Origin of the sequence: Pedobacter heparinus (assembly GCF_032678725.1) — a bacterium.
Classification (GTDB): Bacteria; Bacteroidota; Bacteroidia; order Sphingobacteriales; family Sphingobacteriaceae; genus Pedobacter; species Pedobacter heparinus_A.
The window spans coordinates 15,615-34,437 of the sequence record NZ_JAVTSC010000024.1 but is presented as its reverse complement, the minus strand read 5'-3'; the positions used below and the strand labels follow the sequence as shown (position 1 = coordinate 34,437).

Below are 18,823 nucleotides of genomic sequence, written 5' to 3'. Positions count from 1 at the left end.
CCATGGCGAAATCCTTAAATACAATTTCTTACCACTGGATACATTAATATTCAGCCCGCCAAAGGTATAGGATGTGGGTGTTGTACCGGATACAAGCGAAAAGTTTGAGGTTATGCTGGTGAAATGAACACTATCCGTAGACCAGGCCATATTTACACGTCCTGCACCGGAACCATAAAAACCAATCATCAAGGCTACAGCGCTAACATTTAAATCATTTCCACTAAGCGGATTCATGATAAATTGCATAAACCGCGTACTGTCCGGCATGCTCTGGGCAGGCCAGTTATTTCCCGGGGGGAGACTGCGCTGCCCTCCGCTGATGTAGTCATGGATCGACAGTCCTGAAAGCTGTTGGGCGGAGGCTGCAACACTTCCAGTTACGGCTGCGCCTGGGTTTGCGGTTAAGGCCCAGTTTGCAGTTGCCGTAGTTTGGGCATAGCCATTACCGGCAGTTAAACAGTAAAGTATAGCAATGACGATACCGCACCATCTACTAGTATCCATAATCCTGCTTCAGCTTAGGATTCGATTCTGTAACAGACTGGGGCAGCGGCATCAGTTCGCTATGGTTAGCCTTAAAGTATTGCGCAAAATTAGTGATCCAGGTAGCTGTAATAGAGGCTACCCACGCCACTCTGGTATAACCAACAGGTAATGCTGAAGGAGTCGGGGCATATAGTGAATTGCTGAAGATGACATCCGGAGAGGCCGTTTTGTAATACATATTTTGGGGCAGGTTATTATAGGGTGCCTGTTTGTTCAGCATTTTGGTATAATTAGCCCTGGTTTCGCTGATCTTGCTGGCCAGTAGGTTCCAGCGGATCAGGTCATATTTTCTTACCCCTTCGCCCCCAAACTCAAAATAACGCTCATTCACAATGGCATTAAAAAAATCTTCTTTACCAGATGGTGTAATGCCGATAGCAGCTTCATTGCCTTTGAAAGCCCGTTTTCTAACTTCTTCGAAGGCTGTTTTTGCAGCCGGCCCCGGTCCGTTATTCAGTTCATTTTCGGCTTCGGCAAACATCAGCAATACATCAGAAAAGCGAAGTATCGGCCAGTTGATACCCGTTTGCTGACTGGCAGAAGTTGGCGCGGGGTTCCACCAGTCGGCCCTGAACTTACCACTGGTCATGTTTACCATGGTTTGTACAGCTTTAGTTTTATCCGCATTGTTGTAATAAGGGGCCAATGTTACATCCCGGCGGGTATCAGCTTCATGAAATGCATAAAAGTATAAAGGTACCGCACGGACAGAGCTGTTGCCAAGCTGTGCGGAGCCAGGTGCATAAAACCGTGGTCCATCGTAATAACCGATGCGGCCACTGATGTCCTTGCCCAATGCAACTTCAAACATCACTTCTCCGTTCGGCTCGATCTTAAAGGCATCAATGTTATTTTTGAACACGTCCTGAAATGATGGGTTCAGCGCATGCTTGTCCCGGCGCTGCATCACTTCATTACATTCATCCCGGGCAATCTGGTAATATTTCAGGTAATCTGCTTTGCGTTCCATTTGTTCAGAGGCTGCCCTTAAAGAATATCCGCCCCTGAAAAGTGCAATCCTTGCACGAAGGCCTTTTACAGCACCTTTGGTAATGCGTTCATCAAGTGCTACTCCGGGATCATTTCGCCAGGGCACCAGATCGGCAGCCAGCTTAAGGTCTTCCAGCAAATGGTCATAGATCACATCACGATCTGTTTTTGGTAAAAAAAGATCGGCCTGGTCAATGGCAGGCTCAAATATGGCCGGAAGGTCACCCCAGTTCCTGATCAGCTCCAGGTAAAATTGTGCCCTCAGGGTAAGCGCCTCTCCGTAAAGCCTTTTGAGTTGTTGCTTTTCTGTTTCGGAGCCGTTGCTGTACATGGCCATAGCCGGAATATTCTTGATACAGATATTGGCCCGTTCTACTCCTGTATACAATTGCTGAAAAGGCAGGGTAAGCTGTCCATTGGTAGCTTGCAGGTTATAACGGGAAAGATCGCGGGAATTGTTATCTGGAGCAGAAGCATTGGTTACGCCAATAAATTCATCTGTGTCGTAAGGATACATCATACTCAGGCGGCTGCCATAGCCGTTGTCGCCGGTCAATTGTTCGTAAACGCCCATTAGCGCACTGGTGGAATTGGCCACATTGCTGAATACAAACTGCTCATCGAAAGCCGATGGCGGAGCCAGGTCCAGGTATTTTTTACAGGAGACCAGCCCTAGCGTTGCGGTTAAAATAAGGACGATTATTGCGGATAAAATTGATTTCGTTTTCATCTTTTCTACGGTTGAGGTTAAAGGGAAAGGTTGATACCAAACAGATAAGTGCGGCTGCGCGGATAAGCAGAATAATCCACGCCAGGCGTTACAGGATTTGAACTGCGTACATTTACTTCCGGATCGTAGCCCGAATACCCGGTAATGACGGCTACATTATTTGCAGTAACATACACTCGCAGCTTGTTTATTTTTGCTTTGCTTAGCAGTTTAACCGGAAAAGTATAGCCCAGGGTAATGTTGTTGAGCCTTAAAAATGAGCCATCTTCAATAGCCCATGAGGTAGGGTAAAAGGCGCCCGTTCCGGTAATCGGCATCCAGATATCAGCGTCCTTATTTAAGGCTGCCAATTGGTCTGGAGCTATTCCCGTTACCTGCGCAGCCCCACCAACAACAGTAACCTTTTGTACCACCACCCCATTGGCATCAATGGTTTTCCAGCGATTGTTCATAATGGCCAGCATATTGGTATTGGGCGTATAACTATTGGTAAATTCAACCTTATTGGCATTGTAAATGTCGTTACCCACTACAAAGTTCAGGAACACACTCATGTCAAAGTTCTTATAAGTGAACTGCTGATTAAAGCCTCCGGTAAACTTAGGCGTGGCGTTTCCAATGATGTCTTTGTCGTTTTCTGTGACGATGTTGTCGCCGTCACGGTCCTTCAGCTTCATCCAACCCGGCTGTGCGGTACCAATAACTCCAGATCCGTCTGCAACACCGGCCTTCAGGGTATAAACCTGGGTGGCAGGATCATAATTAAAATCCTCCACTTTGTAAAAACCATCCGATACAAATCCATACATAGAACCTACGGGTTTACCTACCTGTACAATGTAATCGGAGGGTTGGCCGGAAACAAAGGATACTGCCGGTGCCGGAAGATAGCTGGACGCTGCGGATAATCTGTCGATCTTGTTCCTGTTAAAGGCCAGGTTGAAATTGCTTGTCCAGGAGAAGTTCTTGTTTTGTACCGGAATGGCATTTAACTGGAATTCGAGCCCCTTGTTGGAGGTTTGGCCAACGTTTTGCAACTGGGTGATATATCCCGAAATGGAAGGGATCCGCACATCCAATAAAAGGTCGTTTACCTTGTTTTTGTAAGCGTCTATGTTGAGCTGCAGCCGGTTGTCCCAGAGCGCAATGTCCAGACCAATGTTCTTTGTTACCGTCGTTTCCCACTTCAGGCGTTTATTGGCCAGTGCAGAAGAGGTAAAGCCAGCGTTGACCACTTCATTTAAAGCATATTTTGCGTTTGTAGCAAAAGTAGTCAGGTAAAGGTAATCGCCTATCCGGTTGTTGCCCGAAGCTCCGTAACTGACACGGAGTTTTAAATCGGAAATAAAGGCAATATCTTTCATGAAATCCTCTTTTGAGATCCGCCAGCCTAAGGAGCCTGAAGGGAAATAGCCCCAGCGCTGATCTGCAGCAAATTTTGAGGACCCATCGGTGCGAAAGCTGAACTTGGCCAGGTATTTATCATTGTAAGCATAGTTTAAGCCTCCAAAGAACGAAAGCAACCGGCTTTCGGTAATTACATTAGCCGGAAATAAGGGTGCGCTTAGGCCCAGGCTAAGCTGCCCAAATGCTTTTTCTGGCGTAATGCCCATCGGAAATTGTTTCAGCTGATCGAGCTGGATCTCATCTCTTAAATTATAGATCTCCTGCCCCAGTAATGCGCTGAAGTTGTGTGTTTTCTTTTTCAGCGTATAGGTAAACACATTGGAGTTGTTAAAACTGAAGCGTTTGGTGGCATTGATGTTTACAATTGGCAGGCCAGCCCCATTTTGCCGGGCATTCGAGGTAAAATAATCATCAAAGGCGTTGATGGTGCTGTTGGTAAAATTACCTCCGGCGGTAGAACGGAAAGAAAGGTGTTTGCTTAAGGTATAATTGATATAACCGTTAATATTCAGGTTGTTTGATGGCCGGGACCGGTATTGGGCGTCGCTCAACTGAATAGGGTTCAGCACCCCTAAACCGTTACCGGTATTGGTATCGTTAAAATAATCTTCGTCCTGTACATCATCGCTCAGGCCGGTGGTATTTAAAGGTTTGTACTTGATGGTATGCCTGAGCAGGCTGTAAGTAGCCGTTGCTTCGCTGGTAGATACCCCCGAGCCAAAGATCTTTTGGTCGTTGTACCTCATGCCAAAACCAGCTCTTAGCTTCTCACTGGCTCGATGATCGAGTTTCAGGTTAAACAACTGCCTGTTAAATTTTGAATTCAGCATGATCCCCTGCTGCGCATTATTGGTATAGCTGACATTAAAGGTTGTAGCTTTACCCCCACCAGTTATGGCAACAGTATGTGTCTGTGAAAGGGCATCACGCCCAAAAGTTTTTTCCTGCCAGTCTATGGCTGCTGTATTTTTATATTGACCGATATCAGCAAAATCACCGTAAACCTGTTGAAAAGCAGTTTCATTATTGGTCAGGCCACGGGTCCTTTCATATTGTCTGAGCACAAAGTCGTATGGGCTCATCACTTCCAGTTTGTTCTGGAGCTGCGCCAATCCAAAAAAGCCGTTATAGCTGATCCGGGTTTTTGCTTCTTTGCCTCCCTTGGTAGTGATCACGATCACCCCGTTGGCACCTCTTGCCCCGTAAATAGCAGTTTCTGAAGCATCTTTTAACACTTCAACCGATTCGATATCGGTTGGTGCCAGGTTAGACAGACCATCTTCTACCTGTACACCATCAATGATGTATAATGGCGAATTGTTTTGCGTGATGGAGCCCCCGCCCCTCACCAATATCCTGACCTCAGCACCCGGCATGCCTTCATTGGCAGTAACCTGTACACCAGCAAGACGGCCAGCCAGCGCCTCAGCTGCAGAATTTACAGGGATATCTTTCAGCTGCCTGGCATTTACCGAGGCCACTGCCCCGGTAATGTCTTTACGCTGCAGGGTTTTGTACCCGATGGTAACCACTTCATTTAACATATAGGCTTCGGGTTGCAGCCTTACGATGAGGTCCTTTTCATCACTAACCTTTACTTCTTTTGGTTTATATCCAAGATATTTAAATAGGAGTGTAATTTCTCCATTAACAGGTAATGCCATTTTAAAAGCGCCGTTAATGTCTGTACTTACTGCAATAGCCTGCCCTTTTACGCCAACAGATACGCCCGCCAGCAGCTCATCTTCTGCCTGGCTCATGACTTTGCCCGAAATGGTACGGTTTTGTTGTTGTGAAAAGGAAATGCCGGCAAAGAGCAGTAAAATAAAAAGTAGTGGTATAGATCTTTTCATAATGTTTGGTTATAGCTGGTTTAGCACGATTGGTCTATCGTTTTATAACAAGATTACATTATTCTGAGGAAGATATAAGCGATTTAAGGTTAAAAAAGTATGCAACCGTTATCGAGAACGTTCTCGACAACGGTCTCAATGATTTTATATGCCTATACGTTATTCAACAAAGACAGTAAAAGTATATTCGTATAGATAAAACCCTAAATTTAAATCATGATGAGACCTATATCAAAAGCCTTAATTGCCTCAGTAATGCTATTATTTGTATTGGTAAGTTTTAAAAACGAGCAAAAAAAGGTAAGCATTTATTCAATCGGAGACTCTACCATGTGTGATTTTATGCCGGACTATCTTTCACAGTTTGGTGGAGAGAACTATCCCATCAGGGGCTGGATGCAAATGATGCCTGGCTTTTTTAATGACGAAGTGATTGTCCACAATGCGGCCCGCAGCGGCAGAAGTTCTAAAAGTTTCAGGACCGAGGGGCACTGGAAACCTGTTATTGATCAGGTTAAGGCTGGAGACTATGTGTTTATCATGTTTGGTGCAAATGACCAGAAACCCGATACCGCCAGACATACAGACCCGCAGACCACCTATCGCCAGAACCTGCTGAACTACGTCAACGAAACAAAGGCAAAAGGCGCATATCCTATCCTGTTTACCTCACTGGTACGCCGAAGCTTTGGTAAAGATGACAAACTGCGCGACACCTATGGAGATTACGTAACGGCGGTACGCAATCTTGCCAGGGAAACCAATGTGCCACTGATAGATCTGTATCAAAAATCATGGGACCTGGTAGAGGGTTATGGGCCAGAGGAATCTAAGAAGCTGTTCCTGTATATTGAACCAGGAAAATTCACCAAACTGCCTGAAGGCAAAAAAGACGACAGCCATTTATGCGTATTTGGTGCCACTGAGATTGCGCGTCTCGCGGCCCAGGGCTTAAAGGAGATCAAGTCGCCACTTGCCGGCTACCTAAAGTGACACAATACAATCAATCTCTACTTTAATCCCTTCTGCCAATACAGACTGTACTGTAGTACGCGCAGGTTTAATACCGGTAAAGTACCGGCTATAGACTTCATTATACCGGTCAAATTCGTTGATGTCTGCCAGATGTGCCGTACATTTTACGACATCATCCATACTGGCACCTGCAGCTTCGACAATAGCTTTGATATTATCCAGGGTACGGGCAGTTTCTTCTTCTATGGTTCCCAAAACAAATCTTGAGGCTTTAAAGTCGACCGCGGCCTGGCCGCTGACAAAAAGAAAACCATTGATCACTACGCCATCTGAATAGGCTCCGGTTACAAAATCCGGATCTCGGTCCGGATGTTTGATCTGTACTTTTTTCATCGTTGATATTTAGGTTATTTTCTACAAGATTACTATTCATTTATAAAAATGAGCAATAATAACCATATAAAACAATGCGAGCGTTCTCAATAACGTTGCTCTGAGCAATTACCTTCCCTATCCCTCTCCCCCTGCCTCCGTTATGCCTGGCCTGTCGGCTTAACCTTCGGGCGTAGTTACTTCATAGTTGCCTCACCCTCGCTTCGATTGAGGATGTGTCAAGTATGGCGAAGGTTTGGCGCAGCTAGGCCTCAACAGCAGAAGCATTGGCCATGCATAGCAGATGCAGTGGCGTGCCATATATCATCTCATTGTTCTGGCCCACTTTTATTTTATCCTTTGCTTCAACTCCTTTTTGGTAAACTCCTTTTTTAAGATGTCCGGGCTATCAGCCGCTGTATATTCCTGCTTTACGGCCAATACTTCATTTGCATTGCCATCCGTATAAAAATGTGGTGTTACAAACCCATAAAGACTTTTAGAATTCTGAAGGGTTTTGCCTTCTAAACCTATACCTTCCGTCGATTTTAAATAGCTAACAGATAGAATAATGCCAGGTTTGCTGTTTGCGTTGGATTGGCTGTTGATGCCCAATGCCGTTCCCGGGAAAACCGTTTGTCCTTCTTTTACAGCAATGCTGCCATGTTTAAAACCTTTGTAGGTAGCCAGGGTACCATCGGCATGCTCAATGATCATCTCGTTGACTTTGCTGCTATATACAGCATTATTTGCATCTCCGGTTTCATATAGGTCTTTTACTGAAACAACAATCCCTTTCCGGACCGCAGTTACGGTATCTTCAGTTTGTGTATAAAATTTGTACACTTTCCAGTCCTCTGGTGTTGTATTTCCAAAATACTTTGCACCTAAAAAGCCTACGTCACTTACTTTTACTTTTGTTCCTTTTTTGCAGGGAAGTATATAGATAAAATCAGCATCGTATTTTGGTCTTAATTTCCCCCTTATGGAAGCATAGGTATAAGAAAAACCAATGCCCCGCTCCTTGTCTGTCGGTTTCAAAGTGAGCAGGCTGCCCGAATAATGCACAGCGCTCAATTCCTGTTCATCGCTTTCGCTGCAGTTACTGAGCTGCCTGAATTTGAGTATCACGGTGTAGCTGCCGGGGTCGGTTTTTTCATATTCAAAAGCAACAGTCTTATCTGAGTTAACAGTATAAGTAACTTTTAACGGGCGTTCCTGTGCGTTAATATTTGTTGTTGTACCACAAAAAATAGAAAAAAAGAGTACGAGTGCGCTGAAGTGATGTTTCATCATATTTTGAAAGACGTTTATATCCGGTCACAATTTAAATATTTAATGTGAAATCCGTGTTAAGTGCCAGGTATTTTGCCACGGTAGTAAATAGCCGTGATTACAATACCAATTATGCCATTAGCTGGATGGTAGTAAATGATGTACAGGAGTTTATTATTGTTGTCTAAGGGATTGTTTACATTTACGCTATGGAAATTCTTTCTGGACGTGTTTTATGGTTATCTGATTCTGATTTTCTGGATTTTTCGCTTGTTGATAAGATCGGTGTTTTATTTACCGGAGTTAAACCGCTACATAAACTTAAAGGGAATGCTGTATTAACGACTGACAGGATAGTGCTGATTGCTGATACAGAAGATGAGCTCAGTATCAATTTAAAAGACATTACACAGCTATATATGGGTTTTGACGAGATTTATAAACCCGCGTATGTCAAAAATTTTGGTACATTCTGGCAACCGCTCAGGATTACCTACTGCGGAACTGATTCGGTTGAAAAGAAAATTTATCTTGTAATTGACCATAATTTTCTCTCGTCCGGTAATCAAACCTGGTTTAATTGTTTAACGGAGATGTTGTCATAGGGTGTGGGTTGTGTAACACATGGGTAAGGTTTACTTTCGTATTCGGAAATGGTCTTTTAGGATGAAATTCTGCTCTAAACTGAATTTTATCTACAATATACAGGGCATTATAATAAAAATCAGATATATTTTTGAAACCTAAAATCATGGCATTCCTTGCCGCATATCACCATCTTTTTTGCCGCAGTCGGCCCATGTATGTTAGCCATACTATATATACATTTGAAAGCCGCAAGGATACTCAATTATGAAAATGGAAAAAATCGAACATATCAATTACATCAAAGCACCCATCGCAGATATTTACACCACATTAACAACACAAACCGGACTTGGCGCTGTTTGGACAGAACAATTGATCGTTAAGCCCGAATTAGGTTTTATCAATGAGTTTGATTTCGGAGATAACTATGGTACGAAAATGGAAGTAGTCGAACTTTCTCAGAACAAAAGGGTGCTCTGGAAATGCATAGCAACCGACCCGGAGTGGGTAGGAACAGGTATCTCGTTTGATCTGACAGAGAAGGATGGAGTAACAACAGTCGTTCTCAAGCATTTCGATTGGCGCGAACTGACAGAATTCTACCGATGGTGCAACTACAACTGGGCCATGTTCCTTTTAAGCCTCAAAAGTTACTGTGAAGATGGCCAGGGAACACCCTATCAAAAACGGAAGTTTTAGTTCATTATGATGCTAAACCCAACCGGCCTTACATACATAAAACTATTATTCATACTGATATCCGAATAAAGCCGGCTATTCCGCGCAGTCATGCAGCCTTGAAGAGTATTGCTGAATTAATCTCTATCTTTACAAAAAATGAACAGGTCAAAGAAACATACACCAATCTATAAACAGGCGCTAGTGCTCCTTATCGGACTGTGCTGCTTGTTTCCTTGTTCAGTAAAAAAAGCATTCATCAGCACATTTGATGTTGCATTCAGCAGCCCGATCAACAAAACTAACGCTGCAAATTTTAACCTGGGATGCAGTGATTTCAGGATTGGTAAAAAATGCAGCTCCCTCCGGGTAAAAGCAGAACAAAGGTTCACAATAGCGGATCTGTCATACAACACCCGGCTAAATGCATCCGGCACTTATGGCGACAAACTGCAGCCCAAAAATTGTTTCCGGCCCACCGGAAACAGCCCTCCAAAATATATTCTATATAAACGGTTAAAGCTTCATCTGGCATAAGTCAGTAACTCAAAATAGCTTTACAAATCGTTTAATAAAATATAAAATCAATGAAGATCAATCATTTTCCTAACGGGTCCGCCGGTACGGCAGGTCTGTTTATGCTCGCAATGCGCCTGGTAATAGGCTGGACATATTTTTCCGCTTTCTGGCGCAGGCTGGTTCTGGACAACAAACTCATTCCCGATGAAGCAGGATATATCGGCGAAAAGTTCAATCATTTTTTACCCAATGCACTGGGGATAAAGCCAATAATTGAGTACTTGGTTACACATCCTGATGCTTTACAAACAGCAATGGTCACTTTCACCATTGTGGAAGCCGTTGTTGGACTTTTTCTCATTTTTGGTTTATTTACCAGGCTCATGGCTGCCGGAGTTTTTGGTCTGGCAATGGGGATACTTTTAGGCTCGGGCTGGATCGGCACAACCTGCCTGGACGAATGGCAAATTGGCGTTTTGGGCGTATCCGGCGGCTTTACGCTGTTCCTTACCGGAAGCGGATTGTACTCACTGGACAATTTCATGCTTGGAAAAAACCTAAACTTTACACATAAAAAATGGTTTAGCTGGGTTGCTTCAGGAGAATTACCTGCCCCCCATCCAAAAACCCTTGTATTAACTGGTTCAGTGGCCATTTTAGGCCTTACCCTATTTACCAACCAGTACTTTCACGGCGGTGTTTGGGGAACCCTTCATAACAAATCTGTAAAACCAAAACTGGAAATATCCAACATCACACGCCACAACTCCACACTTAAGTTTGAAGTGTACAGAACACAGGGTGCCGACGTCTACGGTTCTTTCCTTATTGGTATAGCCATCCTGGATGCAAATGGAAAAGTAATAAAAGCACTCGACGGAGCGCAGCTTTCAAAGTTTCCGCCGTCCAGCATTAAAAACCATTATGTGGCCAGGATAAAACCCGGGAAACATAGCCTGATCATCCCCCTTGGCGCCAAAGCGGATTTAACGCTCGATGGGATAGTCCTCAAAGATGCCGGAACCTACCAATTGAAGCTCACAGATATCAGTGGCCTGGAGTGGACGGTCGATATCTGACGGCTAAATATTCTTTTTCCTATTTTCTCATAACCCTTTAAATAAATATCTCTAAAATGGAAAACCCTGCCTAAGCCGGGTTTTCCTAATTGATAAAAATGCAACGGCGGGAACATAAAAAAAAATAATCATGTTGATAATTGTATATTAGATTATTGAATGTGACATCTACCAATTCACAAACACTATGGACATTACACATTACCAGATACATCCGGCATTAAAAGGATGTGTAGCGTCAATTTTTACGATGAGTAGAAATGCTGATGAAAACGGAGAACTTGTACAAACGGCTATACCCAGCCATGAATGCTACCTGAGTTTCGAATTTGATACGGATTTTAGCGTTAAAAACTCCATAACAGGTGTTTTATCCCCCACACATCAAACCACCATCATTCCTCCACAGCTGATCAATACGGAAATCAGCGGAAAAACCATTAAGGCAATTATGCTGAAATTTAAGCATGCCGGTTTTTACCGGATGTTTAAGGTTCCGATCAAGCAGTTTAACAATGAATGCCATAATGCAAGGGATGTTTTTCACAGAGAGTTTGTGGATTTATACGACAGGATGATGGGAACAGCGGGTTTGGCGGCTAAGGTTAAGGTCTTAGAGAGTTATTTACTGAAAAAAGTACCCACTGCCGAACCTTATATGCCCATAGATTATGCAGTAGAACGTTTGTTATTTAACCATGGAAACATTCCCATAGCAGGGCTGGCCTCCAGTGCCTGCATGAGTGTGCGGCAGTTGCAAAGAAAGTTTATGGAGCGTTTTGGCCTGTCCCCGAAACACTTTTCCAAGTTCATCCGGTTTGGCAATGCCTATCACATGAGAAATTTATTTCCTGAGCTTACCTGGGGACAGATTTCTACCCAATGCGGCTATTTCGACCAGATGCACCTGATCCATGATTTCAAATCCATCGCCGCACTGAACCCCTGCGAGCTGGATGATAAAATGTCTGCATCGGCTATTTTACTCATTCCTTCAACAGAACTGCTAATTTAGGTTTCCGTACAAAACTTGTCGCATTTTTACTATGTACCTGGTATCGTTCATTGTTACTTTAGCGAAAGTAATGCATAGCATTACAGAAAAAACTGCACCTATAAGCTTCAAAATGTTCCGGTAACGGAAATTTAAAAAAGCTTTTTACATCTAACCTATAGATCTATGGCAGAAGTTGGTACCATTGAAACAATTGCATTGGAACTGGGGCAGGCCCTAAAGCCTTTGTCTACTTTACTTACACCCGATTTTTTCGAAAAACTGGGCGTCCCCTTGCCACAGAGCTTAAAAAACAATGCAGCGATAACTACTAAACTTAATGAAGCCAAAAGCCTTGCTGCTGGCCTGCCGGCACAAATAATTGACCTGGAAGCTGCCATTTCTGCTTCAGATCCCATTCAAATTATTGAAAAAGGTGCGGTACTGGTCGGCACCATTAAAAACCTGATGATCAAGCTCAAAGAGCTGGGCACGGCAGTAAATACGGCTGCCGGCAATGTTCCTGGTGATTTGAAAGACCTGGCCGATAAATTGCCTGTCAGGATCCTGGAATATTGCCTGGTGGGTTACCTGGATGAACACCTGCCCTTAATGACCCGGGCAATGAACCTGATCGGGGTGATTGACAAAGAAGTCGTGTTGCCTGCCGGGATGGTTTTAACCAACCCTTTGCCAGCCACTGTACCCAGGAGGTTTTACCTGGACCGCATTCCAAAAATGCTGTCCGATCCGCCAAAATACCTGCAGGACACTTTTAAACTTGGATTACCCTCCCCCGCCTTTAATGGAAAGGAGCTGTTGACTAAAATCCAGGGCTTATTGATCAGCCTCGGCTATCCTGCAGAGCTAAGCCTAACCAACCCGTTGGTGCTGGAATCTGAATTTTTTAAGGCCGAAGCCGATCTTACGGCCAACCCTCCGGGGCTTAAATTTGAAGCCCATGTAAGTGGCGACAAAACCTTTGATAAGGATTATACCATTTCCAGCTTATGGAAAGGCAAGATCCACAACCACCGGAACTTTGCCGCCGGTTTAAAGGCTAAACTCCAATACCCTCTAAAGCTGACGCTACAACCCAGCGGCGCGGCAACTATGGAAACATTATTGTCACTAAAAGCGCAAAAAAACAATAATGACCCCATCATGCTGCTTGGCATAACCGGCGGCACGCGCTTACAAGCCAAAAGCATCAGCGCCAGTATCGGCATCAATGCGCTTAATGTAAGTTCAGGTGCGCAGGTAGCACCTGCCATGCAAATCGCTATAGAAGAAGGTAAACTGGTCATTGATTTTTCGCAGGGTGATGGTTTTATCCAGTCGCTGCTTGCCAATGTGAATGCAGAGGCGAAATTTGACTTAACTGCCAGCTGGGATCCGGATAAGGGCTTAAGACTGCAGGGCAGTGGCGGTGTCGACATCATGATTCCCCTGCACCTGGATCTGTTTGTGGTATCCATTGAAGGTGTTTACTTTAAACTGGGCTTTTCCACATCAGCTGGCCTTACAGTAGGTTTAAGCACCATCATTAAAACCAACCTGGGCCCATTGGTGGCGGTGGTAGATGGGATTGGCACCAATCTGCCCATCACTTTCCCCGAAAACGGAGATGGAAATCTTGGACTGGCCAATTTAGGCGCAGACTTTTCGCCACCAACCCGTATCGGATTGTCTATAGATACCGGCGTGATTAAAGGGGGTGGCTTTTTAGGCATAAATGTAGCCAAAGGAGAATATACCGGTGCGCTGGAGCTTTCATTTCAGGGTTTCATAGACCTGAAAGCCATTGGCATCATCTCTACAAAAATGCCCGACGGCAGCGAGGGTTTTGCGCTGCTGATTTTAATCACTGCCGAATTTACCCCAATGCAACTGGGTTTTGGATTTACGCTGATTGGCGTAGGCGGATTGTTGGGTGTAAACAGAAAACCTTATGTAGCCGCCATACAGGAAGGCGTAAAAACAGGTGCCATCAGCAGTGTACTTTTTCCGCAAGATATTGTCAATAACATTACCCGGATCATCAGCGATCTGCAGCAGATATTCCCGATCTCGAAAGGTGTATTTGTAATTGCACCTATGGCTAAAATTGGCTGGGGAACCCCTACGCTGATTTCACTGGAAATGGGGATCATTATTGATGTGCCTTTAACAGAGATCGTAATACTTGGCGTACTGCGCTGTGTATTGCCTACCGAAGAGACTGCTATTTTAAAACTGCAGGTTAACTTTGCCGGGGGTATCAACTTTAGCAAAGGGCTGTGGTTTAACGCCAGCCTGTTCGACTCGCGCTTACTGGCTTTTACCCTAACGGGCGATATGGCACTTCGCATAGGCTGGGGTGACAATCCGATGTTTGTATTGTCTGTAGGCGGTTTTCACCCTGCCTATAACGAGGTACCTGCAGACCTGAAAGGCATGAAGCGGATTACCATATCCCTCCTTTCAGGCAAAAATCCAAGAATCAGTGTTGCTACCTATTTTGCCGTAACTTCAAATACGGTACAATCGGGTGCCCGCGTAGAATTGTATGCCGCGGCCTGCGGATTTAATGTTTTCGGTTACCTGGGTTACGACCTGCTGGTACAGTTTAATCCTTTCTATTTCATTGCGCAGATAGAAGCCGGTATCGCATTGCGACGGGGCAACAGTGAAATTGCAGGTATACACCTTGCCGGGCAACTGAGCGGGCCTACTCCATGGCATGCGCTTGGAAAAGCCAGCCTGAAAGTACTTTTTGTAAAAGTAAGTGTGAAATTTGATGTAACCTGGGGAGACCAGGCTCCCGCACAGCCAGAAGAACTGGAAAATGTGCTGTTGCTGGTTGAAGCCGCTTTACAGGACGACCGCAACTGGATGGCCAGCCTGCCCCCCAATACCAACACCAATGTTTCGCTCCGCAAACTTGAATTAACCGATGGAAAAATTATCATCCATCCTTTTACCATTCTTTCCGTTAGCCAGAAAGTAGTGCCCCTGGAAATGGACATCAATAAATTTGGCCATAAAAAACCTGCTCCGGATACCCGTTTTACCTTAAAGAACGAGGACAATTCCAGCCCGCAATATGTAAATGAAGAATTCGCCATCGGCAACTTTGTAAACCTGAAAGACAACGAGAAACTATCCCGAAAATCTTTTGATCAGATGAAAAGCGGCCTGACTTTCCAAACCACCAATGCCATGATGCATGGCGTGGAGCTGCAGAAAGAGGTGAATTATGAAATGAGCTATGTGCACCGCAAAAAACTGACGCTGAGGATCAGAAATTATAAGTTCTGGGACAAAGCTTTCGCCATTTTCTCCAAAGGCAATGCCATCAGCAAAAATGTTTATTCCATAAGTAATAAACTGGCCACCAATGCCCCTGCTAAAGTAGAGGTGGGCCGCGGGAACTACAGCATCGTAAACATTAAAAACCTGGAGCCACATGGGGCCATGCAAGGTCTGCATTCGGAAGCAGAGGCTTATGCCCTGCAGGGGGAGCTGCTCCGGAAAAATCCGGAATTAAAAGATCAGTTACAGGTAGTTTCACAATTTGAATTGATATGAGTATAACTGTTGCAAAATATACCTTTGGATCCTGGTTGCGTAAAGGCATTGGCGGCCGCATTAACCAAACCGATAACCTTGGAGACGGATCGGCCAGCAATACAGAGCGCGCTACCGTAGATGTGCAGCTCAATCTAAATGACAAAGCCGTCCCAAAACGTTTTGAATTGCTAGGCCCCGGTGATGTGATCGGCATCAATCCGGCGATGGTGGTACGTACTGAGCCCCGGAATTACGTCAATAACTTTGAGCCCAACTACCTTCCTTTTATCGAGTTTTATGATGAGGATTTTGTATGGCGGTATACGCCCGCAAAAGCGAATGGCGAGAACCTGAGGCCCTGGCTGGCACTCATTGTACTTAAGGATGCTGCCACACCTGGCATGGCTGAGTTTAGTTTTAATGAGCAAAGCATCCCCCTGCCCAGGGTTACGGTAAATAAAGCCGATCACCTGCCACCGGTTACCCAGACATGGGCATGGAGCCATGTTCATGTGAATGAAGGGCATGCATCAACCACGGAGTTCGAAGCCTTTCTGAAAACACTAAGTGACCTGGACAATGCCAATAGCGATAAGATCATCAGCAGGTTAATGTGCCCACGCAAATTAGAAACCAATACGGCATACCGTGCTTTTGTGGTTCCTGCTTTTGAAACCGGAAGGCTTGCCGGTCTGGCCAAGGAAACAACTGGTGTAGATGCACAACAACCCTCCTGGAAAGCTGGTGAAGAAAACACTGAGCTTCCGGTATATTACCACTGGTCTTTCCAGACCGGCGACAATCAGGATTTTGAATCGCTGGTGAAAATTCTGGAACCACGTATTATGGACGAGCGCCTGGGCATCCGCGACCTAAACGGTACAGATCCGGGCTTTGGCATGACGGTAGGTACCAACATCGGCAATACTTTGCCTGACGGTACACCAGAGATCATTGGTTTGGAGGGGGCGTTAAAATCGCCAAGTACGAAATCAAATCCGCAGGTGCTGGATACCAGCCGACCTTTTTTCACACAACTGAAAGACATTTTAAACTTCCCTTCTGTATTGCAAAAAAGCAGCAATACGGCCATTGATCCGGTAGTAGCTCCACCAATTTACGGGCAAAATCATGCCATGACCAACGAGATTGCCATCAACGACAATGGCTGGCTGCACCAACTGAACAAGGATCCCAGAAATAGGGTTCCAGCGGGTTTTGGAACCAATGTGGTACAGAAGAACCAGGAAGATTATGTGGCCAGGGCCTGGAAACAGGTAGAGAAAATCCTGGAAGCCAACCGTAAAATACTGTTTGTTTCCTTTTCCATGAATGTGGTACAGGGAATTTCTAAAAAGTTTACGGGCAAATTGACACCCGAAAAAACACTTTTGTTCTTCTCCCCTTTGCTCAAAAAAGTAAAAGGTTCGCCAACAACCCTACACTACCAATTGCAGGAAAGTCTGCTGCCATCAGCAGCAGTAAGTACCACTTTACGGCGCATCATCAGACCACGGGGGCCTTTTTTCAAAAAAATTGCTGTTGCAGACCCTTCGTTTTCGCATAGCGGAATGCTGAATGACATCAATGAAGGTAAAATATCGGCAGCTCCGTCCAGATTGGTACCGGAAGGCCTGCCTACAGTAAAAGACCTGACTAAAGACTTCCCAAAAACAAATTATGGCCCAGGGCTTACCTGGATCTTGTCGAACCTGTTGCTCTGGCTGATCCTGGTATTGCTGGCCATTTTACTGTTCGGCTTATTTACCGGTGCCTGGACATTTTGTTTCATTGCGGCATTAATTGCGGTGGCTGCCTATTCCTATGGTAAGAAGCTGAAAAACATACCTACAGAAAATGATGCCTTTAACCAACCGGAAGCACTGGTTGAGGCGCTGACGGACCTACCGCCAAAACCGGGTTTTGTATTTACAGAAACCAACCCTGTGACTACAGAAAGCAGTTCGGGCAGTACGGTGATCACTACACAACCTCAGGTAAGCAGCTCGGCAGACAATCCCTTATCTTATCTTTCTGTGGGTTCATATACGCCCGCGGCGGCTGGCAAAGACAGTGTAGAAGCTGCAAATTTCAGAGCTGCAGCATTAGACCTCAACCTGAGGCAGGCCATTGCCATTCCGGAAAAAAAATATACACGTTTTGACATGGCCAATGCGCAGGAGAAACTGCAACTGGCAACAGATCCCAGAAAGGCTTTCCCGAAAATGCTGGCTACTTTGGTTTTTTATTCTTTTAATAAAGACTGGCTGTTCCATTTCGAAAACTTGGTTCCTGCCATGGCCTATCCCGATTTTCCGGACCCCATGTACGAGAAGCTACGCGATATCTCTTCAGAGTTACTGATCCCTAACCTCAACCTGATCCCTCCAAATACGATTTCTCTTCTGGTAACCAACCCGGAATTTATAGAATCTTATATGGTTGGGCTTAACCATGAATTCGGCAAAGAATTACTTTGGCGGGAATATCCGACGGATAAAAGGGGCAGCTATTTCCGCCAGTTCTGGGATGTTAAAGGCATCATCACCAATGAAACAGGACTTAATGAAGCCGAACTGAAAGAAAAGTACAAAGACATTAAACCGATTGACAAATGGTTTAGCCATACGCCGCTTGGCGATCACCCCAACAGAAAACTGCCTGATGGCGATCAGCTGGTGCTGGTGGTCCGTGGAGAATTGCTAAAGAAATACCCTAACACCATCATTTATGCGCAAAAAGCACATATTTATAAAGACGAAAACGGTGTTGCAGATGCAAAAAAAGAACCCATTATCATCCCGATAAGCATGGAAGCAGATATGAGTGCAGAAATTAAATTTCCATTGTTTAAGGCAGAAATTAACCCTGACATCAAGTTCTTTGGTTTCGACCTGACGGCATTACAGGCTAAAGGAGCAGCCGACCCGAAACTGGAAACGGACGACTGGGGCTGGTACTTTGTGATCCAGGAGATTCCGGGCGAGCCACGCTTTGGTATGGACATCGCTTATGATCCAGATGATGATAAAAAAACGCCAATTACCTGGGATGACTTAAGCTGGGAAAATTACACTACCTCCAATGGTTTCATCAATACCGCGGTAAAACCACACAACATTAACCTGGATGGTCCGGCCGATCAAATAGACCAATGGGGAAAAAATGCAGCCAACATGGGCTATATCCTTTATCAGAAACCTGTTATGATTGCCATTCATGCCAAAGAAATGCTGGGAAACATCAATTGACATCACCTATA

The 18,823-nt window shown here is 44.8% G+C and carries 13 protein-coding genes and 1 pseudogene; 9 read left to right on the top strand and 5 right to left on the bottom strand.

Features of this window, described 5'->3' with window-relative positions; translation table 11 throughout:
* The 3 genes and pseudogenes from R2Q85_RS23810 to R2Q85_RS23800 form a co-directional block, all read right to left on the bottom strand.
* A pseudogene (locus R2Q85_RS23810) lies at positions 1–507 on the bottom strand (hypothetical protein); the annotation flags it as partial.
* Positions 497–2,269 (bottom strand): RagB/SusD family nutrient uptake outer membrane protein, encoded by a 1,773-nt coding sequence (locus R2Q85_RS23805; RefSeq protein WP_316814312.1) that lies wholly within the window; start codon positions 2,267–2,269, stop codon positions 497–499. The pseudogene R2Q85_RS23810 and the gene R2Q85_RS23805, both read right to left, overlap by 11 nt.
* A gap of 17 nt (positions 2,270–2,286) precedes the next feature.
* Complete coding sequence (locus R2Q85_RS23800) at positions 2,287–5,529, bottom strand: TonB-dependent receptor (RefSeq protein ID WP_316814311.1); 3,243 nt, start codon at positions 5,527–5,529, stop codon at positions 2,287–2,289.
* A gap of 216 nt (positions 5,530–5,745) precedes the next feature.
* Between R2Q85_RS23800 and R2Q85_RS23795 the strand changes: the two genes are divergently transcribed.
* Positions 5,746–6,522: a rhamnogalacturonan acetylesterase gene (locus R2Q85_RS23795; protein WP_316814310.1), complete on the top strand. Its 777-nt coding sequence runs from the start codon at positions 5,746–5,748 to the stop codon at positions 6,520–6,522.
* Here R2Q85_RS23795 and R2Q85_RS23790 read toward each other — a convergent pair.
* Together R2Q85_RS23790 and R2Q85_RS23785 are read right to left on the bottom strand one after the other, a co-directional pair.
* Entirely contained in the window at positions 6,514–6,897 is a 384-nt protein-coding gene (locus R2Q85_RS23790) for a Rid family detoxifying hydrolase (protein ID WP_316814309.1), read from the bottom strand. The genes R2Q85_RS23795 and R2Q85_RS23790 overlap by 9 nt on opposite strands.
* A 327-nt stretch (positions 6,898–7,224) precedes the next feature.
* Complete coding sequence (locus R2Q85_RS23785; RefSeq protein WP_316814308.1) at positions 7,225–8,172, bottom strand: hypothetical protein; 948 nt, start codon at positions 8,170–8,172, stop codon at positions 7,225–7,227.
* Positions 8,173–8,216: 44 nt separating this feature from the next.
* Between R2Q85_RS23785 and R2Q85_RS23780 the strand changes: the two genes are divergently transcribed.
* The 8 genes from R2Q85_RS23780 to R2Q85_RS23745 all read left to right on the top strand — a co-directional run bounded on the left by R2Q85_RS23780 (position 8,217) and on the right by R2Q85_RS23745 (position 18,812).
* Positions 8,217–8,339, top strand: a complete 123-nt coding sequence (locus R2Q85_RS23780; protein WP_316814307.1) for a hypothetical protein — start codon at positions 8,217–8,219, stop codon at positions 8,337–8,339.
* A gap of 21 nt (positions 8,340–8,360) precedes the next feature.
* On the top strand, positions 8,361–8,756 hold the full coding sequence (locus tag R2Q85_RS23775) for a hypothetical protein (RefSeq protein ID WP_316814306.1): 396 nt from the start codon (positions 8,361–8,363) through the stop codon (positions 8,754–8,756).
* 253 nt (positions 8,757–9,009) lie between these two features.
* A complete protein-coding gene (locus tag R2Q85_RS23770) occupies positions 9,010–9,438 on the top strand; it encodes an SRPBCC domain-containing protein (protein WP_316814305.1) in 429 nt (142 codons plus the stop codon).
* A gap of 138 nt (positions 9,439–9,576) precedes the next feature.
* The gene (locus tag R2Q85_RS23765) at positions 9,577–9,954 is read left to right on the top strand and encodes a hypothetical protein (RefSeq protein WP_316814304.1); all 378 of its coding nucleotides are present in this window, start codon (positions 9,577–9,579) and stop codon (positions 9,952–9,954) included.
* 50 nt (positions 9,955–10,004) lie between these two features.
* The gene (locus R2Q85_RS23760) at positions 10,005–11,015 is read left to right on the top strand and encodes a TQO small subunit DoxD (RefSeq protein WP_316814303.1); all 1,011 of its coding nucleotides are present in this window, start codon (positions 10,005–10,007) and stop codon (positions 11,013–11,015) included.
* Positions 11,016–11,202: 187 nt separating this feature from the next.
* Positions 11,203–12,030 carry a helix-turn-helix domain-containing protein gene (locus R2Q85_RS23755; RefSeq protein ID WP_316814302.1) on the top strand — a complete coding sequence of 276 codons (828 nt, stop codon included), beginning with the start codon at positions 11,203–11,205 and terminating at the stop codon, positions 12,028–12,030.
* Positions 12,031–12,195: 165 nt separating this feature from the next.
* Complete coding sequence (locus tag R2Q85_RS23750) at positions 12,196–15,579, top strand: DUF6603 domain-containing protein (RefSeq protein ID WP_316814301.1); 3,384 nt, start codon at positions 12,196–12,198, stop codon at positions 15,577–15,579.
* Entirely contained in the window at positions 15,576–18,812 is a 3,237-nt protein-coding gene (locus R2Q85_RS23745; RefSeq protein ID WP_316814300.1) for a hypothetical protein, read from the top strand. Before R2Q85_RS23750 ends, R2Q85_RS23745 begins: the two co-directional genes overlap by 4 nt.
* The last annotated feature ends 11 nt before the right edge of the window (positions 18,813–18,823 follow it).